Origin of the sequence: Nonomuraea sp. NPDC049725 (genome assembly GCF_040674795.1) — a bacterium.
Lineage (GTDB): Bacteria > Actinomycetota > Actinomycetes > Streptosporangiales > Streptosporangiaceae > Nonomuraea > Nonomuraea ceibae.
On record NZ_JBFANJ010000014.1, the window covers coordinates 76,801 to 99,784 of the forward strand.

Sequence of the window (22,984 nt, forward strand, 5' to 3'; positions counted from 1 at the left end):
AGCTGAGCGCATGATGACCACCGAGACTTACCTGCACCAGGGCGAATACGCCCAGAGCCTCCTCGCCAAGGGGCAGGCGCACGCGCTGCTGCTGATCCTGAAGGCCAAAGGAATCCAGGTCACTGGCCAGGACCGCGAACGCATCTCCACCTGCACCGATATCCCCACACTGGATACCTGGATCGGGCGAGCAGCGGTCAGCGACACCCTCGACGAGGTCTTCGCCTGACCCTCCACCCCGGCCCGACTCAGGGCGCCTGCCAAGGGGGACCCCGGGTGGCGCCTGCGAAGATTGCGCCATGCTGCAGGTTTGTCTCAACGGTGCTCGAAGCCGGGCCGAGTGTCCCCATCTGCCGGTGACCCCCGACGAGCTGGCGGTGGCAGCCCGTGATGCTGTCGCCGCCGGCGCCGAGGACATCCACCTGCACCCCAAGGACCACGACGGCCAGGACACGCTGGAAGCCACCGCCGTCGCCGCCGCCGTGAGCGCGGTGCGGGCTGCCGTCCCAGGCATCCCGGTCGGCGTCACCACCGGCGCATGGGCCACAGCGGACCCTCATGCCCGTGCCGCCCAGGTCCGGGCCTGGACCGTGCTGCCTGACCACGCTTCCGTGAACTGGCACGAGGACGGCGCCACCAAGGTCGCCGCAGCCCTGCTGGACAGGGGGATCGGCATCGAAGCGGGCATCTACTCCGGCACTCCCGCAGCACGACGGTTCCTGAGCGGGCCCGGATCCCGCCGATTCCTGCGTGTCCTGGCCGAGATCACCGAAGCCACCCCGCAGGACGCGCTTCACTCCGCAGCCGGCCTGCTGGACGAACTCGAACCGGCTGCCGCGCCGATTCTCCTGCACGGCGAGGACGCCACCGCGTGGCCCGTCCTGCGGCTTGCCGCCTCCCGCCGCCTGCATGCCCGTATCGGCCTGGAAGACGTGCTCCACCTCCCCGACGGCACCCCCGCCCCGGACAACGCCGCCCTCATCCGCGCAGCCCGCGAGATCATCCAGCACACACCACAGGGCACGACTTAGCGAGTCGCTATCACGCACCCGTGCGGGAGGTTCGCGGCCGCAGACCCCCGAAGGTCGAGGCCACGCACCAGAGCGTCGGGGAGCGAGCTGCGCGAGGAGTCTACGTCGGTGAAGTCGCAGGCCGCTGAGGCGTGGGAGGAGTCGGCGCACGCGGCTGGCGCCGTGGCGGTGGCCATGCACGCCGGGACAGGCACCAGGCCGGACGGCTTCAGCTACGTCTTAACAGAGGCCACCGCCGCATAGGGCCGCGCTCACGTGAAGAGCGCGGCCTGGCCTTAGCTGCTCGCAGGATCGTCCGGCCCTGCCGTGGGCTCCCTCAAAGATGCGAGCGAGAAGGTCGCGCGATACTGCCCGAGATCATCGAAGCTGCGCGAGTACAGGGTGATGTCATCGTCCAGAGTGTCGTAGAGGGCAGCGCGTACGTCCGCGATGCCTATGAAGGACCAGGTGACGGTCTCGTCGTAGACGTTCTTATAGGAACTCGTCTCCTCATGACCCATCGCTTCGGCCGCAGCGCGCGCTTCCTCAATAGAGGCGGCGTGGATCAACACGATGTCCTCGCTGTAACGAGGGCGCGCGTAGCCTCCTTCGACCGTCGTTGCATAAACCAAAATCGCGATGTGCGGGCTTTTCGGATGGTCGTTCACGCTGGCCCCCTCCTGCATGGCGCACGCCGACCCCATTCGCATGGGGGTCGGCGCGTATTGGGAACGTTTAGTGTCCCGTTCCATGCTGGCTTTGTGAACCGGTTATTGGTGAGCAGCTTCCATGCTTCCGGCCCTGCGTGTTGATGGCGCACCCGGGTGTGATGAAGCTCGCGGCGGCGACCGAGCTCAGTGCCGATGATGCAGGCGGCGCAGGGGGTCGGACTATCGTCTTCATGGTTGCGACCCTCCTCACTTGTTCATGTCGGTCTTCCGTCGGGTTCAACTGTCGGCGGCGGGTCTCCTCTCTTCGCGGACCTTCATCCGGACGATGACCGTGCCCGGAACGCGAGGTGGCGCAGGGCCCCTCGCGTCGGGGCCGGAGGTTACTTCCTTGTCGTCGAAAGACGTGACCGCGACGTTCCCCCTGGAAATGTCGGTGTGCGCGGGCATGGCCATGGCTAATTGGATTTATTTCAAAGTCTTGACAGCCGTCCAGAGCGGCCAGCGCGAGGGCGTGCGGCGGCCCGGCTGGGGTCCGGTGCTCAGGTCGGGTGGATGCGCAGTGCCTGGAGGTTGGCCAGTTCGTAGACGCCCCACCTGCCGAGTTCGCGCCCGTAGCCGCTGGCCTTGATGCCGCCGGTCGGGAGGCGCGGGTCGGTGGCGGAGATCGTGTTGACGAAGACGGACCCCGCGTGGATGCGCTCGCTCACGGACGCGGCGTGTTCGCTGTCGGTGCTCCACAGGCTGCTGCTGAGCCCGTAGCGTGAGGAGTTCGCGAGGGCGATGAGTTCGTCGTCGTCCGCGCCGGTCGTCAGCGCGCCGAGCGGGCCGAACGTCTCCTCGGTCAGGAGGGCGGAGTCGTGCCCGTCCACTTCGACGATCGACGGCGGGAACCAGGCGCCTGCGGCGGAGTCGGGTGCGGTCGCCTGTGCGATCACCTTGGCTCCCGCCGCCAGGGCTCGGGCGCGCTGGTCACGGAGCGTGTCGCGCAGGTCGTGGCGGGCGAGCGGGCCGACGTCGACGGTCTCGTCCGTCGGGTCGCCGACTCTCAGCGCGTGGACGTGGGGGGTCAGTGCCTGCGCGAACGCGTCACGTACGTCGCGGTGGACGAGGATGCGCTTGGCGGCGATGCAGCTCTGCCCGCTGTTGAGGAACCGGGATCGCACGGCGGCGGCGGCCGCGGCCGGGAGGTCGGCGTCGGCCAGGACGATGAACGGGTCGGACCCGCCGAGCTCCAGCACGCACTTCTTGATCTCGGCGCCGGCGCGCGCGGCGACGAGGGCGCCGACGCGGTCGCTGCCGGTGAAGGTGACGGCGGCGATCCGGCGGTCGCCGATGAGGTTCGACGCCGTGGCCGCGTCGGCCACGACGGTCTGCAGCACCCCCGTCCCGAACGCCTCCTGGAACGCCTCCTCGATCGCCAGGGCGTTGCCCGTGACGGAGTCGGCGTGCTTGAGCACGACGGTGTCGCCGGCCGCGATCGCGGGCAGCATTGCCCGGATCACCTGCCACCAGGGGTAGTTCCACGGGAGGATGGCGAGCACGACGCCGATCGGCACGATCCGGACGATCGCGGTGTCGCCGTCCAGATCGAACGTCTCCGGCCGCAGGATCTCGGGAAGCCGGTCGGCGTAGTAGCGGCAGGCGGTGACGCATTTGTCGATCTCGGCCCGTGCCTGCGTGATCGGCTTGCCCATCTCGAGCGTGATGAGTGCGGCGAACGTCTCTCGCCGCTCCGCCAGGACGGCGCCGAGCCGGCTGATCGCCGCGACGCGTTCTTCCGTACGGGATCGTCCCCAGGTGGAGGTCGCGGCGGTGTCGAGCACCCGATCGATTCCCTTGGGAGTGGTGTACGGGTGGAAGCCGAGTTCGTCGCCGGAGGCGGGGTTGACGGTGACGATGCCGCCCATGCCGCCGATGTCGCGGGTCACGCCGCGGCCTCGGCGACGGCATGCACCTCGCGGAGCCAGCGGGTGAAGCGTCCCGTGAGCGAGACGGGGTCGACCAGCAGCTTCTCGACGTCTGGAGCGTTCCCTTCCTCGATCGTGGCGTACAGGAACGCCGGCCCCTCCACCGTGAGCAGTTCGGCGAAGGCGGCGCTCAGCCCATCGGCGGTTCGCGCCGCGCGCGTGGTCCAGCCGGCCGCGTCGGCCAGGCGTCGCAGGTCGACCTTCGGTGAGTAGGTCGGCAGCGCCCCGGTGGACCCGTACACCCCGTTGTCGAGGAGGACGAGGAGCAGGTTGGGCGGCGCGAGGTAGCCGCCGGTCGGCAGCACGTTCGGGTTCATGAGCAGCGAGCCGTCCCCTTCGATGGCGACGACCTTGGGCGTCGACGGGTTCACGCTGAGCGCCAGCCCGGTCGCCACCGATCCCGCCAGGCCCATCGCGTCGAGGAGGTAGAGGTGGTTGTCGCTGTCCTTCACCGAGGCCAGCTCTCTGCTCGTCGCCGCGCAGGTCGCGATGACGGGATGGGAGCTCGTCAGGTCCGCCAGCACGCCGAGTGCTTCGATCCGCTTCATCAGGCGACCTTTCCGTCGGTGTTCCAGAAGGACCCGAGGACGACCACGGGCCGGTACGTCATGACCGCGTGCCTGCCGGCCTCCTGTACGGTGTCGTGCCAGTCTTCGGGGCCGCTTGTCCTGTCCAGTTCGATGACGGGCAGCCCGACGGCGCGCAGGAGGGCCGGCACGGGCTGGCTGATGGAGTGGATCATCGAGTTGTACTCGCCGAGCCCTCCCCGGGTGTTGGCGAACACGAGCAGCGGCAGGTGGTAGGAGAGCGTGAACGTCGTCAGCGCCGTGAGCGCGTTCCCGAAGCCGTTGTCCTGCATGACCACGGTGCCGAGCCCGCCGGTGAACGCCACCGCCCCCATGACGCCGACCGCTTCCTCCTCCCGCGACAGCGGGGTGACGCGCGGCGAGACCCCGTTCGTGCCGCCGTCGTACGCGACCAGCGCGTTGATGACCGGCGCCACGGTCACGGACGGGATGTAGCCGACCCGGGTGGCTCCGGCCGCCCAGATGCCGTCGGCGACGGCTTGTGCGTATGTCATGGGTGTGCTTCCTCGGGTGTCGTGGATGCGGTTCCTCCGGGTGAGGAGGTGAGCGCGCGGACGAGGACGGCCGGGTCGACGTTGCCACCGGACAGGACGGCGACCGCCCGCCCGTACCTGCCGGGATCGGCGAGCTGGGCGGCGACGCCGAGGGCTCCGCTGGGTTCCGCGACGAGACGGGCGTGACGGGCCAGGCTCGCCACCGCGGCGAGGATCTCGTCCTCGCTCACCGTGACGATCTCCTCGACGGTCGCCTGGATGATCGGGAAGGTGAGTTCGCCGACGAGCGGCGTCCGCGTTCCGTCGGCGATCGTGCGGTGCGTGGCGCGGGCGTCCCAGGCGACCCGTCGTCCGCTCGTGAGCGAGTCGCGCGCGTCCGCGGCCAGTTCCGGCTCCACGCCGACCACGCGCGTGCGCGGGGACGAGGCCGCGATCGCGACGCCCACTCCCGAAATCAGCCCGCCGCCGCCGACCGGTACGAGCACGGTGTCGATGTCGTCCAGGTCTTCGAGCACTTCGAGGGCGAGCGTGCCCTGCCCGGCGATGACGTCGGCGTGGTCGAAGGGCGGGATCGTCGTCATCCCGCGCTCCGCCCGTACGGCGTCGGCGACGGCCTCCCTCCGGTCACTGGGGACGAGGACGACTTCGGCTCCCAGCGCCCTGGTGGCCGCCACCTTGACCGCTGTCGCCGAGTCCGGCATGACGACCACGGCCGGGATGCCCGCCGCGCGTGCGGCCCAGGCGACCGCCTGCCCGTGGTTGCCGCTCGAATGCGTGACCACGCCGTGCGCGCGGGTCTCGGGGCGGAGCCGGGCGATCGCGTTCACGGCCCCGCGGAGTTTGAAGGCCCCGATCGGCTGGAGGCTCTCCGCCTTCAGCCACAGCTCTCCTGGCGTCCAGGGGGCGGGGAGCAAGGGCGTCCGTACGACGTGGCCGGTGATCCTGTCCCGTGCCGCGACGACGTCGCGGATCGTCACGGGGAGCGCGGGCCTCGGCCCGGTCGCGTCCTGAGGAGCGGTCCGCATTCAGGCTCCGCCCCGCGCGGCGATGGCGTCGAGCTCGATCCGGGCGCGATAGGGCAGCTCCGCGACCGCGACGCAGGTGCGGGCCGGCCGCGGTTCGGGAAGGATCTGCTCGTAGATGGCGTCCACGGTGGTGCGGTCGCCCATCGACGCCAGATAGACCGTGATCTTCACGACGTGCCGGAAGTCCAGCCCGGCCGAGGCCAGCCTGGCGCGCAGGTTCGCCAGGGCTTGGCGGGTCTCGTTCGCGACACCGCCCGCCACCAGTTCGCCGTCGGCGATGCCGAGCTGTCCTGAGAGGAAGACGAGTCCGGTCTCGGTCTCGCGCACAGGGCTGTAGGGGTGGCGCGCCTGTGAGGGGCTCGCCGGTGCGAGGTTGGTCATGCTCGATCTCCTAGGGGTGGTTCACGGGCACGCCCGTGACGAGGTGGCCGCGCATCCTGCGCACCAGGAAGGTCCCGGGGATGGCCGCGAGGACGAAGACGCAGCCCGCGACCGCGATGTAGGAATGCACGCCGAGCGAGGAGTTCACGGTCTGCCCGTCGACCACGAGGTCCGTCGCGCCGAGGATCGCCGAGCCGATGAAGCTCATCGTCACGGAGCCGACCGCGACCATGACCATGACCATGCTGGAGACGGTGCCCTGCCGCTCGCGCGGCGCCAGGATGGAGGCCAGGTTGAAGCCCGAGGTGACCAGCGAGCCCGCCGTGAGGCTCAGCAGGAACGAGCAGACCACGGCGATCGGCAGATTTCCCGCGCCGACGAGGAACATCCCGAGGGAGGCGATCGTCCCCAGCGCCACGCCGACGGCCAGCGGCCAGGCGGGGCCCACGCGGGTGGCGATCGCGCCAGCCACGATGCCGCCGAGCATGATCCCGATCGACGGGATGCCGAACATCAGGCCGAGCGCCGCCGGTCCCGCGATCCCGTAGCCGAGGCCGTCGTCCGGGGAGACGTCGATGAGCAGGCTGAACAGCGCGAGCAGACTGCGATAGGCACCCGTTCCCATGACGACCACGAGAAGTCCGAGCCCGAGGGCCAGCGGGATGCCGCGGATGTCGATCACGGGCTCCGGGACGCGGCTCAGCACGACGAACCAGACGACCAGCGCCACGACCCCCGCGACGAGGACGACCAGCGGCACGAGCGCCAGCCAGCCGAGCTCCTGCCCCAGACTGATGTACACCAGCACTCCCGCGAGCCCGCCGCCGAGCAGCAGCCCGCCCGCGACGTCGACCTTGCCCGTTGTCCTGAGCCGCGTTCGCGGGATCACGGCGCGGACGAAGAGCGCGCCCACGACCGCGAACGTCGCGGAGACCACGAACACGAACTGCCAGCCGAAGGCCTCCGTGGCGACCTGCAGGATGAAGGGTGAGACGATGCCGAAGACCGCCGAGCCCGAGGTGACGACACCGGTCACGATCATGGAGAACGTGGGGGCGCAGAGGTCACGGATGATCGCGACAGTGAGGAACAACGCCGCGACGGCGGCGCCCTGGAGGACCCGCCCAAGGACGAAGACGCCGATGTGCGGCGCGGCCAGGCAGATCACCCCGCCCAACCCGGCGACCAGCAGCGTGATCACGAGGACCTTGCGCTTGCCGTAGATGTCGGCGGACTTGCCGAGCAGCGGCGCCCACATCGCGCCCGCCAGCATCGCGCTGGAGTCGAGCCAGGCGAACTGGGTGGTGTCGAAGGCGTCGCGCAGTTGCGGAAGGACGAAGGTCGGCGCGGCGAGCACGGTGTCGACCATGACGTTCACCAGGACGAGGACGGCTACGTACCCGATCACCCGGCCGGTCCAGCCGGTGTGCAGATCATCGGGTGCGGGCGTTCCCGCTGTGGTGCTGGAGCTCATGTCCTGCATGAGCGTCTCCTTTCTGCGGAACACGCCGGGCTCAGGGGCGTGCCCCGGCGTGCGGTCCGTTCCGTCCGGCTGCTCGCGGCTCCGCAGGGGGGAGGGCGAGCCTGTGGATGACGCCCTGCTGGGCGACCAGGGCGATGTTCTCCGGCGCCGACAGCACGCCGATGTCCCGCAGGGGATCGCTCGCGCAGAGGACGAGGTCGGCGGCGTATCCGGTGCGCAGGGTCCCGAGCGTGTCCTCCACGCCGAGCAGCCGGGCGCCGGCCGACGTCGCCGCGCGGATGGCCTCCATCGGCGACATCCCCAGCTCCACCAGGCACGAAAGCTCGAAGAGGTTCTGCCCGTGCGGCGTGATCCCGGCATCCGTGCCCGCCGCGATGCGCACCTTCCGCGCGATGGCCTCGGCGAGGTTCTCCTTGGCCAGCTCGTTCCAGCGCAGCTTCTTCTGGTAGCGCCACGGCGTGGTCGTACGGGGGTCCAGCGGCTGGAAGACGGCCGACAGGGTCGGCACGAGGAAGGCCCCCTTCTCCCCGATGAGGTCGCAGCCCTCGTCGTCGATGCCGAAGCCGTGCTCGACCGAGCGGACACCGCCGCGGATCGCGGCCAGGATGCCGGCCCGTCCCTGCGCGTGCGCGGCGACGGGGCGCCCGCCGTGGCGCCGCGCCTCGTCCACGACCGCCGTGATCTCCTCGTCGAGCAGATCCTGGTCGTCGGGGTCGTCGTGCGCGCTGCTGATGCCGCCGCTCGTGCAGATCTTGATCACGTCGGCGCCCGACCGGAGCATCCGCCGCGCGGCCTTCCGTACGCCGGGCACGTCGTCGGCGAGCTCGCAGTAGTCCAGACCGAGGCTCCTGCCGCCTGGCAGGGTGTCGTCCGCGTGGCCGCCGGTGTGGCTGATGACGCCGACCGAGGTCTGCACGCGCGGCCCGGCCACCAGTCCCGTGGCGACGGCGTCGCGGAACGCGGCGGGGAGCCCGCCCAGATCCCGGACCGACGTGATCCCTGACGCGAGCGTGCGGCTCAGGCGTTCGGCGGTCCGGAGCGTCGCCAGGACGGGGTCCGTCAGCAGGGCGGTCTCCACGAGCGAACGGTCGGAGGGCAGGCCCAGGTGGGTGTGGCAGTCGAACAGCCCAGGCAGCAGCGTGCCGCCGCGGCCGTCGATCACCCTGACGTCCGGGTGCGCCTCGGGGGCCTGGGCGGCGGGGCCCGCGTAGGTGATCCAGCCGTCGGCGTCGGACTCCAGGACGGCGTCGTCCACCACGTCATCGCTGACGCCGTCGATGAGCCGTACGTTCTCGACCCGCAGCGCGGCCCCGCTCCGTTCGAATGTCGCCTGTCCGAGTCCCACGCGCTCTGAACCCCCTCGTCCGGCCTGCGTTCTCACGCCGGCTGCCGGTTGTGTCGGTTCTCGTCACGGTAGGGTGATCCTGAGATTCGGCCGCGATATCGCAGGTAATCTCCATTGACTGCTTGATTCGCGCAGGAAAGTTCGAATGACATGGCCGCTACGTCCTATGACGAGCTCGACGTCGCCATCGTCGACGCCGTGCGATCCGCGCCGCGCGCGAGCTGGCGGAGCCTCGGGGAGGTTCTCGGGGTCGACCCGGTGACCGTGAGCCGGCGCTGGGCGCGCATGGAGTCCGAGGGGGTCGCCTGGGTCGCCGCCCACCCCTCGGGACACGCGACCCCGGCGTGCGCGCTGGTGGAGATCGACTGCGCGCCGGGACGGACGACCGAGGTCGCGCGTACGCTCGCGGAGCACCCGCAGGCCGCCACCGTCAAGGTGACCGGCGGCGCACGAGACGTGCTCGTGCTGGCGCAGGCGCCCGACCTCGCCTCGCTCTCGGTCTATCTCCTCGACCTCGTGGGGCGGGTCCCCGGGATCGCGAAGATCCGCAGCCATGTGGTCACCCGGTCGATCCTGCAGGCGAGCAACTGGCGGGAAGGCGCGCTCGACCCGGAGCAGCGACGCCGCCTCGGCCCGGCCACGGAGCCGGGGTCAGGAAGGGCCGACGCCGTCGACCGGACCGACCTGCGTATCGTCCGCGCGCTGCACCTCGATGGGCGGATGTCGTTCGAACGGCTCGCCGAGCAGGTGGATCTCGGGCCGGTGTCGGTACGTCGCCGGTTGTCGCGCCTCCAGGAGGCCGGGCTCATCCGCTTCCGCTGCGACATCTCCCGGCATCTGTCCGGCCGGTCGGTCTCGGCGGTGTACTTCGGCTCCCTGGACGTCCAGGACATGCGGGCGGCGGAGAAGCGCATCCGTTCCTTGCCGGGGGTCCGGGCCTGCACGTTCGTCGCGGGGCCGTTCAACGTGACGGTCGACGCGTCGTTGCGGTCGGCGGCCGAGGTGCACGACCTCGAATGGCGCATGAGCCAGGAGTTGCCGGCCCTGCGCGTGCAGGACCGCTCCGTCGTGCTCAGCATGACCAAGCTGCTGGGCCGGGTCCTGGACGCGGAGGGACGATCCGTACGCGCCGTGCCGCTGGTGTTCGACGAGGGCGATCAACCGTAGGCGCGCAGAAAGGCGTCCACCCCGTCGGCGATGATCGCCAGGATCTCCTCGACCTCGGCGTCCTTCCTGGTCTCGAGTGCCTCCAGCGCGAGGCTGAGCGTCAGGGCGGTGTAGTGCCGGGCCATCAGACGGGGGTTCGCGGCGCGGATCTTCCCCTGGTCCGCCAGCGCGGCGAAGCGTTCCTCCAGCATCAGGTCCGGACGGTCGCGCTCGGCCTCGGCCAGCTGTGGTATCGACCACCGTTGCGAGGTCAGCCGCCGGAAGGTCAGGTACGCGGGCGACGGGAAGGTCTGCGTGACGATGCGCCGGCCGAAGGCGGTCAGCGCGTCGCGCAGGTCGCGGCCCGGGCTCAGCTCCTCGTCGATCGCGGCGCGTACGGTGTCGGCGAGCGTGTCGTTCACCCGCTCGAGCACGCGCAGGAAGATCGTCCCCTTCTCGCCGAAGTGGTCGTAGACGGTGCGCTTGGAGACCTGCGCCCGGGCCGCGATCGCGTCGACGCTCGTCCGTTCGTAGCCCTCGGCGATGAACAGGTCCTCCGCGGCATCCAGGATCGCCGCCTTCTTGCCCTCCGACCGTCGACGGCGTCCTGGCGTCTGAACCGCCGCTATACCCCTCGACATGATCTCAGCGTACGGCACCAGATGAAAGCACACTGACAAGTGTGCTTTTATGGGGATGCCCGCCGCACGCCCGGCGAGCGCACCCCGGCACCGCCCGCGGCGGTGCCCCTGCCGCATGGAGGTAGTGAGCATGGCATTCGATCCGGCAGACCACTGGGAGGGCTACCTCGCCCCGCCCGCCTTCGACGAGTACGCGGCCAGGTACGCGGACTTCTTCCGCATGAGGCGCGAGGACGGCATCATCGAGGTCCGCCTGCACACGAACGACGGCCCGTACGCCCACACCGCCGCCGCGCACAACGCGTGGCCGCGCGTGTGGCAGGAGATCGGCAACGATCCGGAGAACCACGTCCTGATCATCACCGGCACCGGCGGCAGATGGATGACGGGCGACCCCAAGGGGCTCAACCCCAAACCCGCCTCCGAGCTGGACCCGGACCACATCTACCAGCGCATGGCGGACGGCTGGAAGCTCATCGAGAGCTTCGTCAACAACATCGACATCCCGACGATCGCCGCCGTCAACGGTCCTGGCGTGCACACCGAGTTCGCGATGATGAGCGACATCACGCTCGCCGCGCCGGACGCCGACTTCATGGACCCGCACTTCTGGCTCGGCTCCCCGCCGGGAGACGGCCAGGGCATGGCCCTCCAGACGCTGATGGGCATCAAACGCGCCGCGTACTACATCTACGCCGCCAAGCCGATCCCGGCGGACAAGGCCCTTGAGTGGGGCATCGTCAACGATGTGCTCCCTCGCGAACACCTCCTCGACCGCGCCTGGGAACTGGCCAGGTTCATCATGAAACGACCGCGTTACACCAGGTGGGCCACTCACAACATCGTGTCCCGGCACTGGAGGAAGGTCGTCGCCGAGGACTTCGGCTTCCACATGGCGCACCAGATGCTCGCCAACGTCGCCAGCAAGTCCCGGGTGCCCGACCCGGACCTGTTCGCCGACTCCGAGGCCCGCAAGCTGTTCTGACCGGAAGCCCCACGATCGGAGCCCTCCGCCATGCCCGACCCCTCGCAACCGCTTTCGCGCCTCCTCACGGACGCAGCCAGGCGACTCCGCCCCGAGTCGCCCTGGCTCGTGGTCGCCGCGGTGCCGGCACACCCGGCGCCGGCCGAGCTCCTTGCCACGAGCGGGGAGGACCTGCGGCGATGGCTCAGGCGACATGTCGCGCACTGGCCGGCTCCCATCGCCATCGGCGCGGAGCCGCCACAACCACGCCCGGACGGCGCGCTGGCCTTCGCGCCGTCACGGCATCCGGGCCACCCGGCCGCTGGCGGGTACTACTGCGAGTTCCACCCGGACGGCTCCGCGCTCGCAGGACTGCAGGTGGCGGCACTGCGCGACAGCCCCGCCGACGGCCGCCAGGTCTGGGCGCTCGGCGAGGGCGCCGTCGCGTGGATCACCGTCGCGCTGGTGCGCCTCCTGGCGGCGAACGCCGCACGAGCCTTAGGGGAACGCGATGCCGACCCCACCGCCGAGCTCGCCGTCGAAGCGGCCCTCATCCCCGCTACGGACGCCGGCCGCGCGGCGCCGATAGAGGTGTGGAATCACGCCGGCACAACGTACGGCCCGGCGGGAGACCGCCGGCTCACCGGGACCGCCTCCGCTCGCCACCTCGCCGACCTGGCGGCATGCCTGTCACCCGCGCTCATGACGGCGGTACGACCGCTCATCGTCGATCTGCTGCGCCGGTTCGGGCTTTCCGGGTCACGCCACATCGACCCCGCCGGGGTCCTCCGGCGCGACCATTTCACCGGCTATGACCAGGAGATCCACGCGTGGGCCGACGCGATCGGCGTCCCCTCCCGCTCCGGCCCGCCCACCGCCGCCGTACGCGACCGGACAGGAGAAACGCATGAGACCGCCCCCCACCGGCCCGGGTGAGCGGCACGCCGCGAACCCGTCATGGGAGTACAGCGGGCGCCGGTGCCCACCCCGCCAGGCTCAGTCCACCCGGCTGAGGCCGGACGGGTCGATGACGACGAATCCGTTTCGGCGGTGACATCGTCCTGGCGCCGTGAGGAACATCGGGTCCTCACGGTGCCAGGTCGCGGTCCCGCTGAACCGGTCACCGGGCAGAAGATTCCCGACACCGGGCAGCACGACGCCCCGGCGCTCCCCCGCGCGGAACGGCGCCGCGCCGATCGGCCACAGGGGCACGACCATGCTGCCGCCGATGTCCACCGCCAGACAGGACTGGTCGCCGACCCACGTCAGCCGCCCGCTGAAGGGCACGCGGGCACCCACCTGTGTGTCGTGCACGAGGATCTGCGGATCCGCGCCGACCATGCACACGGCGGCCCGGCACGCTGTCGTGGGCGGTGATGCGAGGACGGGCTGGGCCGGCGTGCCTGACATGCTCGGCAAGAGTGCAAGGCCGACGAGCGTGGCGGCGAAGGGCCATGACTTCATGGCGACCTCCAAAGGTGAGCGGAAGGCATGGCCGTCGACAAGGTGCTCCAAGCATGCTTGGCACGGCGGCTCAGTGGCAGGCTAGCGGGTCCAAACGTAGTATTTTGCCCCGTTGTAATATCGGTTCACGGGAGTGAAGGCGCATCGGAGGTAGTTGTCCTCATCGACGAGGGCGCCTTTGAGAACTCCGTAGGCTTCCGCGTCCCGGTAGAAAGGGCCGCCGCTGTCGCCGAAAGTGCAGGTATCAGAGCCGTTGAGAATGGTCGTGAGGACCTGGCCGCCGACCACCACTCCGAGGTCGCCGTCATAGACAGTTTGGTTGAGCGCGATGACTCTCCCGCAATCGCGTTTGGACTTCTGCCCGAATTTGCAGACCGGATCATTGATCTTGGGGCCTGCGGAGCGGGCGTCGGCGTAGCGCTTGCTGCCCACGTCCCAGTAGAACGTGCGGGTGGCGACCCAGCCGTTCGGACCGTGGTCGTACATGGCGATATCGCCGCCAGGCCCGTAATGCACCCATTTGCGTTCCGTCGTGGTACCACAGCCGCCGTCCCCGGACTGGTTGCAGTAGTACCGGTAGCGTTCGTTGCCCTCATCAAGGGCGCAGTGTCCAGCCGTTCCGAGTCGCTTGGTGTTTCCGCTCTCGGAGATCAAGTTGAAGCTGGTCGTGCAGTCTTCGAAATTGCCGCCGCCTCGGATGTACGTGTCGTAATTCTTGAACAGCGGCCCTTTGCCGAGCTTCACGCTGACGTGGATGTGCGGGTTGCTCACCGCGGAGGCGGCAGTGGCCTGCAACGTGTCGGCCGAGGGTGCGGTCTTCACGCGTGATGAGGGCACAACGAGGGCGCCCAGTCCGGTACGAGGGTCATACCAGGTGGAGACGTTTGACACGTCGGGACGGCTCTGCAGCGCCTTTTGAAGCTGTTCCTGAGCCTTCGGGAGGTCAGTTTCGGCGTAGCCGAGGTTGCCGCGCAGTTGCACCCGAACGGGAAGGGTCTTCGCCATTTCGACAGCTTGCGGCGGGATCGCACCCTTGAAACCTATCCACGCGCTCCCGTCGTCCTGGGTAGCGAACCCGGACAGCTCGGCGGGGAATGTCTGGGCGAGTTGGTCGGCCACTCGAGTGTTGTACTTGTAGTAGCCGTAGCGGTCGATGGATGCTTCCAGGGTGATCTTGTCGGCTTCCGCCAAGCCCTGTAGGTCAAGTAGTTGTACTGCCGACAGGTCGTCGATCAGGACGTCCGGGGTGTCCACCGGGCCATCTGGCCAGTTGGCGGTGGCGGCCGGATCAGTCTTGGCCTTCTGATCGACATAGTCCTTGATGACGTCGATGAGGGGCACATTCTTGGCCGTGGCCTCAGCCTTGAGCTTCTCCAGGGTAGGCCGTGGCACTTTCGGCTGGTGTTCAACGGCAAGCGTGATGTCGCTGGCATGGGTCAGGGCGGTCGCTGTGGCTGCCGTAGCTGCTGATGGTGCGCTGACACTGGAGAGCGTCAGGGCCGCTGTGGCCAGCGCGATAGACAGTCCGACCCGTCGTGGACGTTTCGCCGGTAAGTGCACTCGCTTTCCTCTCCTTGACGAAGTAGTCAAAGGGCATCGTCAGCGCAGCGGCGGTCGACAGCAAGGTGAGAAAGGCCCGGTGTGACGGGATCGGTATGCGGTAATGCCTCTATCCGCTTGGGCTTCCGACAGCAGTCATCCTGCCGATCCAAGGGATGTCGATGTTGCCTCGTGCCTGAGCATGTCTCGGCCCAAACGCGACTTTCGCTGAAGTCCGCCCCTTGACCTGGGCACGACCTGAAGGCTGCGGCCGTCACACTGGAGGACGTCAAGGCCAGATCTTGCTGGGTTCCGCCGCCACGCCCCTCCTGCCGGCAAGTACGATCACGCCCGTTTGAAGGGATTGCGCCACAGGATGGACTCTTACCCAAGTTGCTGCAGCACGCGTCGTGACCGAGTGGGCGGCCACTACGGCTACCCTCCAGGCAGCCTGGTCATACGTCTTTGGGGTGGCCGCATTGATCCTGCGTGCGCAGGTAGGCTCGGTGAGCGCAGGGATGAACTGGGGACTGCCAGCGGTCAGAATGATCGACGGCGGGCGGCATCTGCGGTCGGCGGCGAGGTGAACCTTGCTGATCCGCCCGGCCCGCAAGCGCCCCCAGGAGGATGACCCTCAGGCCAAGCTTTCAGCGGCACCGGACGCGTCTTTCCTCCCACTTGGGACCCGATTCGGCGCCTCGTCGGGAATGCGCGATGGGGCCCTCCAGCACGCCCTTGCACACACCGGCGTCACGCCACTGGCGGACGGGTTGGAGACGGTCGACCAAGCACCGAACTCATGCGGCATCTCCGGCCACTATCCGACCGGGCTTGAACCGCCAGATCATGTCCTTGAACTGCTGCCGCAGCCGCTCGGGATACAGGCCATACTCGCCGATCGGCAGGTATGGCCGGATGAACTCACCCTCTTCGCCCGCCAACCGCACAGGCGATTCACCGCATCACCATCCGACACCCGCCCACACGCGGGGGTCCGGGGGCCGGAAGGCCCCCGGCAAGGGGGCTCGGGGGAGCTGGGCTCCCCCGGACGACACAGCCCGAGCCCGCCGGGTGCGAAGCGCCTGACGGGCGAGGACCTTCGCGTGAACAGGGGCCCTACTCGTCCCCCTCCACCCGCATCACGCTGGCGATGGCCCGGACGATGTCGAGCTCCCGCAGCCCCTCCATGGTCGCCGTCAGGGCGGCGTCGCTGGCCCGGTGGGTGACGATGACGAGCTGGGCGTCGTCGCCGTGCCCTTCCTGCCTGACCGTCTGGATGGACACGTCGTGCTTGGCGAACAGCTCCGCCACCCGGGCCAGGACACCGGGCTTGTCGGCCACGTCGAGGGCCACGTGGCAGCGCGTGACGGTCTCCCCCATGGGGTGGACGGTCAGCGAGGCGTAGGTGGACTCCTCGGGCCCGCGGGTGCCGGCCAGGCGGTTGCGGGCAACGGCGACGAGGTCGCCGAGGACGGCGGAGGCCGTGGGGGCGCCGCCCGCGCCCTTGCCGTAGAGCATGAGCTGCCCGGCCGACTCCGCCTCGACGAAGACCGCGTTGTACGCCTCCCGTACCCCGGCGAGTGGGTGGGTGCGCGGGATCATGGCCGGGTGGACGCGGACGCCGATGGAGCGGCCGTCGTCGGAGCGGGCGCAGATGGCCAGCAGTTTGATGACGTAGCCCATGGCCTTGGCGGAGGCGACGTCGGTGGCGGTGATCTCGGTGATGCCTTCGCGGTGCACCTGTTCGGCGGTGACGCGGCTGTGGAAGGCGAGCCCGGCGAGGATGGCGGCCTTGGCGGCGGCGTCGAAGCCTTCGACGTCGGCGGTGGGGTCGGCTTCGGCGTAGCCGAGGGTCTGGGCCTCTTCGAGGGCGTCGGTGAAGGACGCCCCGGTGGAGTCCATCTTGTCGAGGATGTAGTTGGTGGTGCCGTTGACGATGCCGAGGACGCGGTTGACGTGGTCGCCGGCGAGGGATTCGCGCAGCGGGCGCAGCAGCGGGATGGCTCCGGCGACGCTGGCTTCGAAGTACAGGTCGCCGTTGCCGGTGCGGGCGGCCTCGTGGAGGGCGGCGCCGTCCTCGGCGAGCAGCGCCTTGTTGGCGGTGACGACGGACTTGCCGCGGGACAGGGCGGCGATGATGAGGGAGCGGGCGGGCTCGATGCCGCCGATGACCTCGATGACGATGTCGATGTCGTCGCGCGTGACGAGGGCTTCGGCGTCGGTGGTGAGGAGGGCGGGGTCGACCTCGACGTCACGCTTGCGGCCGAGGCGGCGTACGGCGACGCCGGCGAGCTCCAGGGGGGCGCCGATGCGGGCGGTCAGGTCGTCACGCTGCTCGTGGATGAGCCTGATGACCTGGGAGCCGACGACGCCGCAGCCCAGCAGGGCCACCTTCAACGGTTTGCTCATAGTTGCCCCCTCAGCAGGTCGTCCTCGGTCTCGCCCCGTACGATCACCCGCGACTGCCCGCTGTTGACGGCGACGACGGCGGGCCTGGGCAGGTAGTTGTAGTTGCTGGCCAGCGACCGGCAGTAGGCGCCGGTGGCGGCGATCGCGATCAGGTCGCCGGGCGCGAGGTCGGCGGGCAGGTAGCAGTCGCGCACGATGATGTCGCCGCTCTCGCAGTGCTTGCCGACGATGCGGCTGAGCATGGGCTCGGCGCTGCTCTCGCGGCTGGCGAGCACGGCGGTGTACTCGGCGCCGTAGAGGGCCGTGCGCACGTTGTCGCTCATGCCGCCGTCGATGCTCACGTACGTGCGGAGCCCTTCGACGTTCTTGACGGTGCCGACCTCGTACAGGGTGATGCCGCCGGGGCCGACGACGGCGCGGCCGGGCTCGACGGTGAGGCGGGGGACGGGCAGGCCGGCGTCGGTGCAGACCTTGCGGACGATCTCGCGCAGGCCGTCGGCGATGCGCTTGACGTCGAGGGCCTCGTCGCCGTCGAGGTAGGCGATGCCGTAGCCGCCGCCGAGGTCGAGCTCGGGGAGCACGACGCCGTGCTCGTCCTTGATCTGGACGAGGAGGGTGGCCAGGCGGCGGGCGGCGACCTCGAACCCGGCCACGTCGACGATCTGGGAGCCGATGTGGGAGTGGAGGCCGACGAGCTCCAGCGACGGGAGCTGGAGGATGCGGCGGACGGCCTCGGCGGCGGCGCCGGCGTTGAGCGAGAGGCCGAACTTCTGGTCGTCGTGGGCGGTGGCGATGAACTCGTGGGTGTGGGCCTCGACCCCGGTGGTGACGCGGATCATCACCTTGGGGCGCAGGCCGCGCTGCTCGGCGAGGTAGCCGAGGCGGGCGATCTCCTCGAAGGAGTCGACGACGATGTGGCCGACTCCGGCGTCGAGGGCGCGGGTGAGCTCGGCGGCGGACTTGTTGTTGCCGTGCAGGGTGATGCGTTCGGCGGGGAAGCCGACGCTGAGGGCGACGGCGAGCTCGCCGCCGCTGGCCACGTCGAGGCCGAGCCCTTCGGCCTCCAGCCAGCGGACGATCTCCTTGCACAGGAAGGCCTTGCCGGCGTAGTGCACGTCGGAGCCCTGGAAGGCGGCCGCGTAGTCGCGCATGCGCGAGCGGACGTCCTCCTCGTCGAGGACGTAGAGGGGGGTGCCGTGCTCGCGGGCCAGGTCGCGTACGTCGGCGCCGCCGATCGTGAGCGCGCCATCGGTCCGGCTCGACGTTCGGGGCCAGATCGCGGGGTTGATCCGGTTGAGGTCGTCGGGCGCCAGCGGGGGGCGCTCGTGGGGCGGCGTCTCGGCGTGCCGGTCCCCGGCAGGATGGGCGAATCGACTCACCCGATCGAGGCTATCGGACCCGGTGTTCACCACGGACCCGATGCCCACGTATCGAGACGCGATCACCGCCCAAACGCGAATATTTTACGATTTTTCACCGTTTGGCCGGATATTTTGTGATCCCTCAGAGCTGATCCGGCCCCACCAGCACATCCCGTACGGCCCGCGCCAGCCTCACCCGGGCCCCGTGCAGCGGCCCCGCGGGCGTGTCGCCGATCGGCACGGCCGGGGCGTGCTCGTGCGCGTCGTGGTAGGCGAGCGCCAGCCGCACCAGGAAAGCCTCCCATCCCGGGTCGCGGCTCGCCAGTCGTCCGGGCACCTCGGCCAGCGCCCGCAGCACCGCCCGGTCGCGGGGATCGTCGAGCAGCTCGGGCCGGAACTCCTCCGGCACCCCCAGCTCGCGCCCCCACCGCTGCACGGCCACCGCCCTGGCATGGGCGTAACGCACCACGAATCCGGGGTTGTCCCACGTACGAGGAAAGTCCGGCCAGCCGGGATCGCGGAGCTCCAGCGGCTCGATCTCGGTCACCAGCTCCCCCGGCACGGGCACCACCACGCGCAGGAACCCGTTGCCCCGCACCTCGACCGGCCCCACGCCGGGCAGCTCCCGCACCCGCGCGGCCAGCTCGGCGGCGGGGACGCGGCGGCGCAGCGCGGCGGCCGACACGTAGGCGGCCTCCCGCTCCCACGTGCCGTCGGGCACCGGCGGCTCGCCGAGCACCCCGGCCAGCCGCCCGGGCGTCACGGGCTCAGATGAGCGCGTGCGGCTCGGCGGAGCCGTACTCGACCAGGTGGGCGGCGCCCAGCAGCCACCGGTCCTCGTCACGGACGCGCACGTAGCCGAAGCGGTCGGCGGAGAAGACCTTGATCCCGTCCTCGCGGCAGCGGCGCATGAGCACCTCGTCCCAGCCGTCGGTGAGGTCGGCGAAGCCGAGCTCGCGCAGCGTGTTGCGGCGGGCGAGCAGCGTGCCGCCGGTGATCTCCGGCAGGTAGGTGTACTCGGCGTCGGGCTGCTTGAGCAGCGTGGCCTGCGGCTTGCGCAGGTGGGCGTAGAAGGCGGCCTTGCCGACGATGTCGGCGGTGCCGAACAGGAACGCCCGCCGCAGGTCGGTCAGGTAGTGGGAGCCGTAGACGTCGCGCGGGTCCATGACCGCGACCAGGTCGGCCTCGCACAGGTCGAGACCGCGGCCGAGCATCGCGCCGACGGTCATGCCCGGCTGCAGCGGCCGATGGATGACGTCGGCGCCGGGCAGCGTGTCGCGGGCACGCTGCTCGGCCTCCGGCGGGCCGATGACGATGAGCTGGGTGATGCCGCTCTGCCGGCCGACCTGGGCCAGCGCGTGCTCCATGCGGGTCGCGTCGGGGACGGCCAGCAGCACCGACACGTCGAGCGTGGCGCGGGCGCTGGGCAGCCCGATCGTCTCCAGGAGCGCGTCGACGTGCTCGGTCATGGTGCCGGAGGCGTAGGCGCGGCGCAGGGCGACGTGCGCCCGGCGGCTGTCGGGGTCGTCGCCGATCGGCGTGCCGCAGGCGGCGAGCTCGGCCAGCCGCCACGTCGGGGTGCCGGGCGGGCAGGTGACCGCGGCCGGCCAGCGGTAGGAGGTGAGCACGTCCGGGTAGGCCAGGTGGTCCGGCAGGAGCTGGTCGAGGCTGAGCACCCGGTCGATGCGCCCGCCGGCCAGCGGCAGCGGGTTGTGCACGCGCGGCTGCACGCCGAACGGCAGCCTCGGCCAGGCCGCGGCCGGGTCGGCGGAGAAGCGGTGCTCGAACAATCCGGCCGAGGCGGCGAAGTCGGCGGGGTCGCCGTGGGTGTGCCAGAACACGGTCCGGATGCCGCGCTCGGCGCACCAGGCGAGCAGCGCGCGCAGCCCCTCGCCGGGCTCGCCCAGCAGCTCCTCGGCCCACGGCCCCTGCGTCACGGACTCGACCAGCAGCAGGTGCGGCACCTCCTGCGGCAGCACCCGGGCGAAGTCGCGCGGGGTGAAGCCGGTGGTCTGCCGCCACTCGTAGCGCAGCAGCGCCTCTGCGTGCGGCTCGGCGACGACCGCCGCGGTGATGTGCGGGCGGGCGTTGGGGCCGGTCGGCACCCGGTAGGGCTTGAGCTTGAAGGAGGCGCCGCCGAGCGTGCGGGTGGTGGCGGTGGCCTGGTAGGCGGCGCCGGGCCGCTCGTCCTGGGCCCTGGCCGCGGCCACGGGCTTGCGCTTGGGCGCGGTCGGCCGCTTGACCGGCCGGGCGGCGCCCTTGAGCTCCTTGGCCAGGCGGACCGGGTTGCTCTTGCCGGTCTTGATGGCGTCGCCCAGCCGGTTCCAGCGGGCGACCTTGATCGAGGAGAGCTTCCAGTTGGCCACCTCGGCCTGGTAGCGCTGCTCGGCGAGCTCCTTGCGGAGCTTGTCGGCGGCGGCGCGCTCGTCGGCCAGGCGCTCCTCGGCCTCGCTCAGCCGGTCGGCGAGGGCCTTGACCTCCTCGGCACGGCTCTCGGCCTCGGCCAGCCTGCTCTGGGCGGCGTCCAGCAGCCTGGCCAGCTCCGCCGCGTGCTCGGCCTGCGCGACCGCCTCACGCAACGCCCTGCGCGTGCTTTCCAGCTCGGTAGACAACAGGACCTCCGTCTCTCAGCCCGGCAAAGGATACTCTTTTGCGGGAAGCGCCTCGAAGGGATGAGATCCGGTGCAGTTCAACGTACGACCCTACGTCTGCGGCGGTCTCGGCCGGATCGACACCGCGGTGCTCGGCAAGCTGTCGGCCGCGGGCCCGCGGGTGCGTCCCGCTCTCCAGACGGCCGAGGCGGCCCTGTTCAGCTCGGCGCCGCTGCCGCCCTACCGGCGCTCGGGCGAGGCGTTCGCGTTCGCCTGGGGCGAGCGCAGGCCCGCCGGCGAGAGCGACTGGATGACGGTCGCGGAGACGTACGAGGCTCCGGGCCTGATGGGCGACGGCCCGCGCGTCACGCTCCACACGGGCGCGCTGGGGCTGGTCGACGTCTATTACGTACGGGTGGGCGAGGCGGTCTACTTCTCGTCCCTGATCGAGCCGCTGCTGTCGCTGGCGCCGGTCGAGATCGACTGGGCGGCCTGGGCGTCGATCCTTCAGGTGACGTTCCCGCTGGGCGAGGCGACGCCCTACCAGCGGATCAAGCGGCTGCCCGGCTCCAGCGCGCTGGTGTGGGACCAGGGCAGGCTGTCCACCGAGCGGCGCCTGCCGCGCTGGCTGCGCACCGAGCCGTACGAGACGTGGACGAGCGCCGGGGAGATCCTGGAGCTGCTGCACGAGGTCTACAAGGACTACGACGGGCGCAAGCTGCTGGTGCCGATCAGCGGCGGCTACGACTCGCGGCTGCTGGGCAGCGTGGCCAAGGCGCGCGGGTTCGACGTGGAGTCGTGGACGACCAGCCCCGACGACGGCACCGACACCGACATCGCCTTCGCCCGGGCCATCACCCGCGAGCTGGGCATCCCGCACCGGGTGATCGAGCAGGACCCGGCCGCCTACCCGGACGACGCCGTGGAGGTGGCGCGCAGGCTCGAATACCTGACGCCGCATCACGCCTGGTACGCGCCGTTCGCCAAGGAGGTGCACCAGGCGGGGCGGGTGCTGGTCGACGGGCTGGCGGGCGGGCCGCTGCTGAAGAACTTCATGGTCAGCGGCGCCGCCCTGGAGGCCACCACGCAGGCCGAGCGGTCGGCGGCGGTGCTGGGCTCGCTGAGCCTGGGCGCGCCGTCGCAGCCGTTCCTGTCGAAGGCGGCGGCGCAGTGGATGGCCGAGACCGTGCAGGAGCAGTTCCTGGCGGCCACCTCGATGCTCCACGGGCACCGGGCCGAGCTGCCGCTGTCGGTGCTGCACACGCGCACGGTGCGGGGCATCGCGCGCTCGGCGGTCAACCTGGTGGGGCCGGAGGCGTCGTTCGCGGCGCCGTTCATCCATCCCGACTTCTTCGACGCCGCGCTCTCGGTCGGGGTGGCGCGCAAGGCGCAGGGCCGCTTCTACCGCGAGGTGCTGCACGCCGCCAACCCGCGCGTGGCCGCGCTGCCCTCGACGAACGTGGTCAAGCAGCCGCTGCGGCGGGTGCCGCTGCGCTCCACGGCCGCGCCCGCGCGCGCCTACTCCCACCGCATGCTGGACGTGGTGGCGACCCGGGTGCCGGGGCTGCTGTCGGACGAGCTGCACGAGGTGGTGGCGGGCGGGCCCGACGCGCTGACGCGGTTCAACGGCTGGAACGACCGGTTCTGGGTGCGCGGTCTGGTGCTGTTCGGGCTCTGGCTGAGCGACTTCGAAAGCGAGCTGGACGACCTGTCTGCCCCCTTCTAGTTACAGGGAGAAGAACGGTCGGTAACATCACGATTACACAGCGATCTCTTGGGTATTACAGCTCGCACAGCACAAGCGGGTTCCGGAAAGCCAACGGGCTGGTAGTGTTCGGCCCGTAAGCGCCGCACAAGCGGGCACCGGATCACAAATCCGGTCCTGTCGAGGGCATGGGATCGCAGG

General features: G+C 70.4%; 22 protein-coding genes. 6 read left to right on the forward strand and 16 right to left on the reverse strand.

The genetic code is table 11. The features are described 5' to 3' along the window. Positions 1–10: 10 nt before the first annotated feature. Both AB0J53_RS32025 and AB0J53_RS32030 read left to right on the forward strand, forming a co-directional pair. Positions 11–229: a hypothetical protein gene (locus tag AB0J53_RS32025; RefSeq protein ID WP_364179321.1), complete on the forward strand. Its 219-nt coding sequence runs from the start codon at positions 11–13 to the stop codon at positions 227–229. Between the two features lie 70 nt (positions 230–299). After that, positions 300–1,031 carry a 3-keto-5-aminohexanoate cleavage protein gene (locus tag AB0J53_RS32030; protein ID WP_364179323.1) on the forward strand — a complete coding sequence of 244 codons (732 nt, stop codon included), beginning with the start codon at positions 300–302 and terminating at the stop codon, positions 1,029–1,031. Positions 1,032–1,306: 275 nt separating this feature from the next. Here the strand turns inward: AB0J53_RS32030 and AB0J53_RS32035 are convergent, their stop codons facing one another. From AB0J53_RS32035 to AB0J53_RS32070, 8 genes are all read right to left on the reverse strand, one after another. Beyond that, positions 1,307–1,678, reverse strand: a complete 372-nt coding sequence (locus tag AB0J53_RS32035; protein ID WP_364179325.1) for a DUF4288 domain-containing protein — start codon at positions 1,676–1,678, stop codon at positions 1,307–1,309. A gap of 542 nt (positions 1,679–2,220) precedes the next feature. Continuing rightward, a complete protein-coding gene (locus tag AB0J53_RS32040) occupies positions 2,221–3,609 on the reverse strand; it encodes an aldehyde dehydrogenase family protein (protein WP_364179327.1) in 1,389 nt (462 codons plus the stop codon). Next, the gene (locus tag AB0J53_RS32045) at positions 3,606–4,196 is read right to left on the reverse strand and encodes a thiamine pyrophosphate-dependent enzyme (RefSeq protein ID WP_364179329.1); all 591 of its coding nucleotides are present in this window, start codon (positions 4,194–4,196) and stop codon (positions 3,606–3,608) included. Before AB0J53_RS32045 ends, AB0J53_RS32040 begins: the two co-directional genes overlap by 4 nt. Further along, entirely contained in the window at positions 4,196–4,729 is a 534-nt protein-coding gene (locus AB0J53_RS32050) for a hypothetical protein (protein WP_364179331.1), read from the reverse strand. The genes AB0J53_RS32045 and AB0J53_RS32050 overlap by 1 nt, the downstream gene beginning before the upstream one ends. Continuing rightward, the gene (locus AB0J53_RS32055; RefSeq protein WP_364179333.1) at positions 4,726–5,754 is read right to left on the reverse strand and encodes a threonine/serine dehydratase; all 1,029 of its coding nucleotides are present in this window, start codon (positions 5,752–5,754) and stop codon (positions 4,726–4,728) included. Before AB0J53_RS32055 ends, AB0J53_RS32050 begins: the two co-directional genes overlap by 4 nt. Beyond that, entirely contained in the window at positions 5,755–6,135 is a 381-nt protein-coding gene (locus tag AB0J53_RS32060; protein WP_364179335.1) for a Rid family hydrolase, read from the reverse strand. A gap of 10 nt (positions 6,136–6,145) precedes the next feature. Then, complete coding sequence (locus AB0J53_RS32065) at positions 6,146–7,618, reverse strand: MFS transporter (protein WP_364179337.1); 1,473 nt, start codon at positions 7,616–7,618, stop codon at positions 6,146–6,148. A 31-nt stretch (positions 7,619–7,649) separates the two neighbouring features. Beyond that, a complete protein-coding gene (locus AB0J53_RS32070; RefSeq protein ID WP_364179339.1) occupies positions 7,650–8,963 on the reverse strand; it encodes an amidohydrolase family protein in 1,314 nt (437 codons plus the stop codon). 150 nt (positions 8,964–9,113) lie between these two features. On the opposite strand from AB0J53_RS32070, the gene AB0J53_RS32075 reads away from it, so the two are divergent. After that, entirely contained in the window at positions 9,114–10,130 is a 1,017-nt protein-coding gene (locus AB0J53_RS32075) for an AsnC family transcriptional regulator (RefSeq protein ID WP_364179341.1), read from the forward strand. Here the strand turns inward: AB0J53_RS32075 and AB0J53_RS32080 are convergent. Next, positions 10,121–10,750, reverse strand: a complete 630-nt coding sequence (locus tag AB0J53_RS32080; RefSeq protein ID WP_357583724.1) for a TetR/AcrR family transcriptional regulator — start codon at positions 10,748–10,750, stop codon at positions 10,121–10,123. The genes AB0J53_RS32075 and AB0J53_RS32080 overlap by 10 nt on opposite strands. A gap of 130 nt (positions 10,751–10,880) precedes the next feature. On the opposite strand from AB0J53_RS32080, the gene AB0J53_RS32085 reads away from it, so the two are divergent. Both AB0J53_RS32085 and AB0J53_RS32090 read left to right on the forward strand, forming a co-directional pair. Next, positions 10,881–11,735 (forward strand): enoyl-CoA hydratase/isomerase family protein, encoded by an 855-nt coding sequence (locus tag AB0J53_RS32085; protein WP_364179343.1) that lies wholly within the window; start codon positions 10,881–10,883, stop codon positions 11,733–11,735. A 120-nt stretch (positions 11,736–11,855) separates the two neighbouring features. Beyond that, the gene (locus AB0J53_RS32090) at positions 11,856–12,650 is read left to right on the forward strand and encodes a hypothetical protein (RefSeq protein WP_364179345.1); all 795 of its coding nucleotides are present in this window, start codon (positions 11,856–11,858) and stop codon (positions 12,648–12,650) included. Positions 12,651–12,710: 60 nt separating this feature from the next. Here the strand turns inward: AB0J53_RS32090 and AB0J53_RS32095 are convergent, their stop codons facing one another. The 7 genes from AB0J53_RS32095 to AB0J53_RS32125 form a co-directional block, all read right to left on the reverse strand. Then, positions 12,711–13,229, reverse strand: coding sequence for a hypothetical protein (locus AB0J53_RS32095; protein WP_364179347.1), 519 nt, complete (start codon positions 13,227–13,229; stop codon positions 12,711–12,713). Between the two features lie 30 nt (positions 13,230–13,259). Beyond that, positions 13,260–14,738 carry a S1 family peptidase gene (locus tag AB0J53_RS32100; protein WP_364179349.1) on the reverse strand — a complete coding sequence of 493 codons (1,479 nt, stop codon included), beginning with the start codon at positions 14,736–14,738 and terminating at the stop codon, positions 13,260–13,262. Positions 14,739–15,514: 776 nt separating this feature from the next. Continuing rightward, on the reverse strand, positions 15,515–15,658 hold the full coding sequence (locus AB0J53_RS32105; protein ID WP_364179351.1) for a hypothetical protein: 144 nt from the start codon (positions 15,656–15,658) through the stop codon (positions 15,515–15,517). 175 nt (positions 15,659–15,833) lie between these two features. After that, on the reverse strand, positions 15,834–17,126 hold the full coding sequence (locus AB0J53_RS32110) for a homoserine dehydrogenase (RefSeq protein ID WP_364179353.1): 1,293 nt from the start codon (positions 17,124–17,126) through the stop codon (positions 15,834–15,836). Continuing rightward, the gene (gene lysA / locus AB0J53_RS32115; RefSeq protein WP_219505936.1) at positions 17,123–18,505 is read right to left on the reverse strand and encodes a diaminopimelate decarboxylase; all 1,383 of its coding nucleotides are present in this window, start codon (positions 18,503–18,505) and stop codon (positions 17,123–17,125) included. The genes AB0J53_RS32110 and lysA overlap by 4 nt, the downstream gene beginning before the upstream one ends. A gap of 124 nt (positions 18,506–18,629) precedes the next feature. Beyond that, positions 18,630–19,250 carry an anticodon-binding protein gene (locus AB0J53_RS32120; RefSeq protein WP_364179355.1) on the reverse strand — a complete coding sequence of 207 codons (621 nt, stop codon included), beginning with the start codon at positions 19,248–19,250 and terminating at the stop codon, positions 18,630–18,632. 4 nt (positions 19,251–19,254) lie between these two features. Further along, a complete protein-coding gene (locus tag AB0J53_RS32125; protein WP_364179357.1) occupies positions 19,255–21,099 on the reverse strand; it encodes a hypothetical protein in 1,845 nt (614 codons plus the stop codon). A gap of 70 nt (positions 21,100–21,169) precedes the next feature. Between AB0J53_RS32125 and AB0J53_RS32130 the strand changes: the two genes are divergently transcribed. After that, entirely contained in the window at positions 21,170–22,804 is a 1,635-nt protein-coding gene (locus tag AB0J53_RS32130; protein WP_364179359.1) for an asparagine synthetase B family protein, read from the forward strand. The last annotated feature ends 180 nt before the right edge of the window (positions 22,805–22,984 follow it).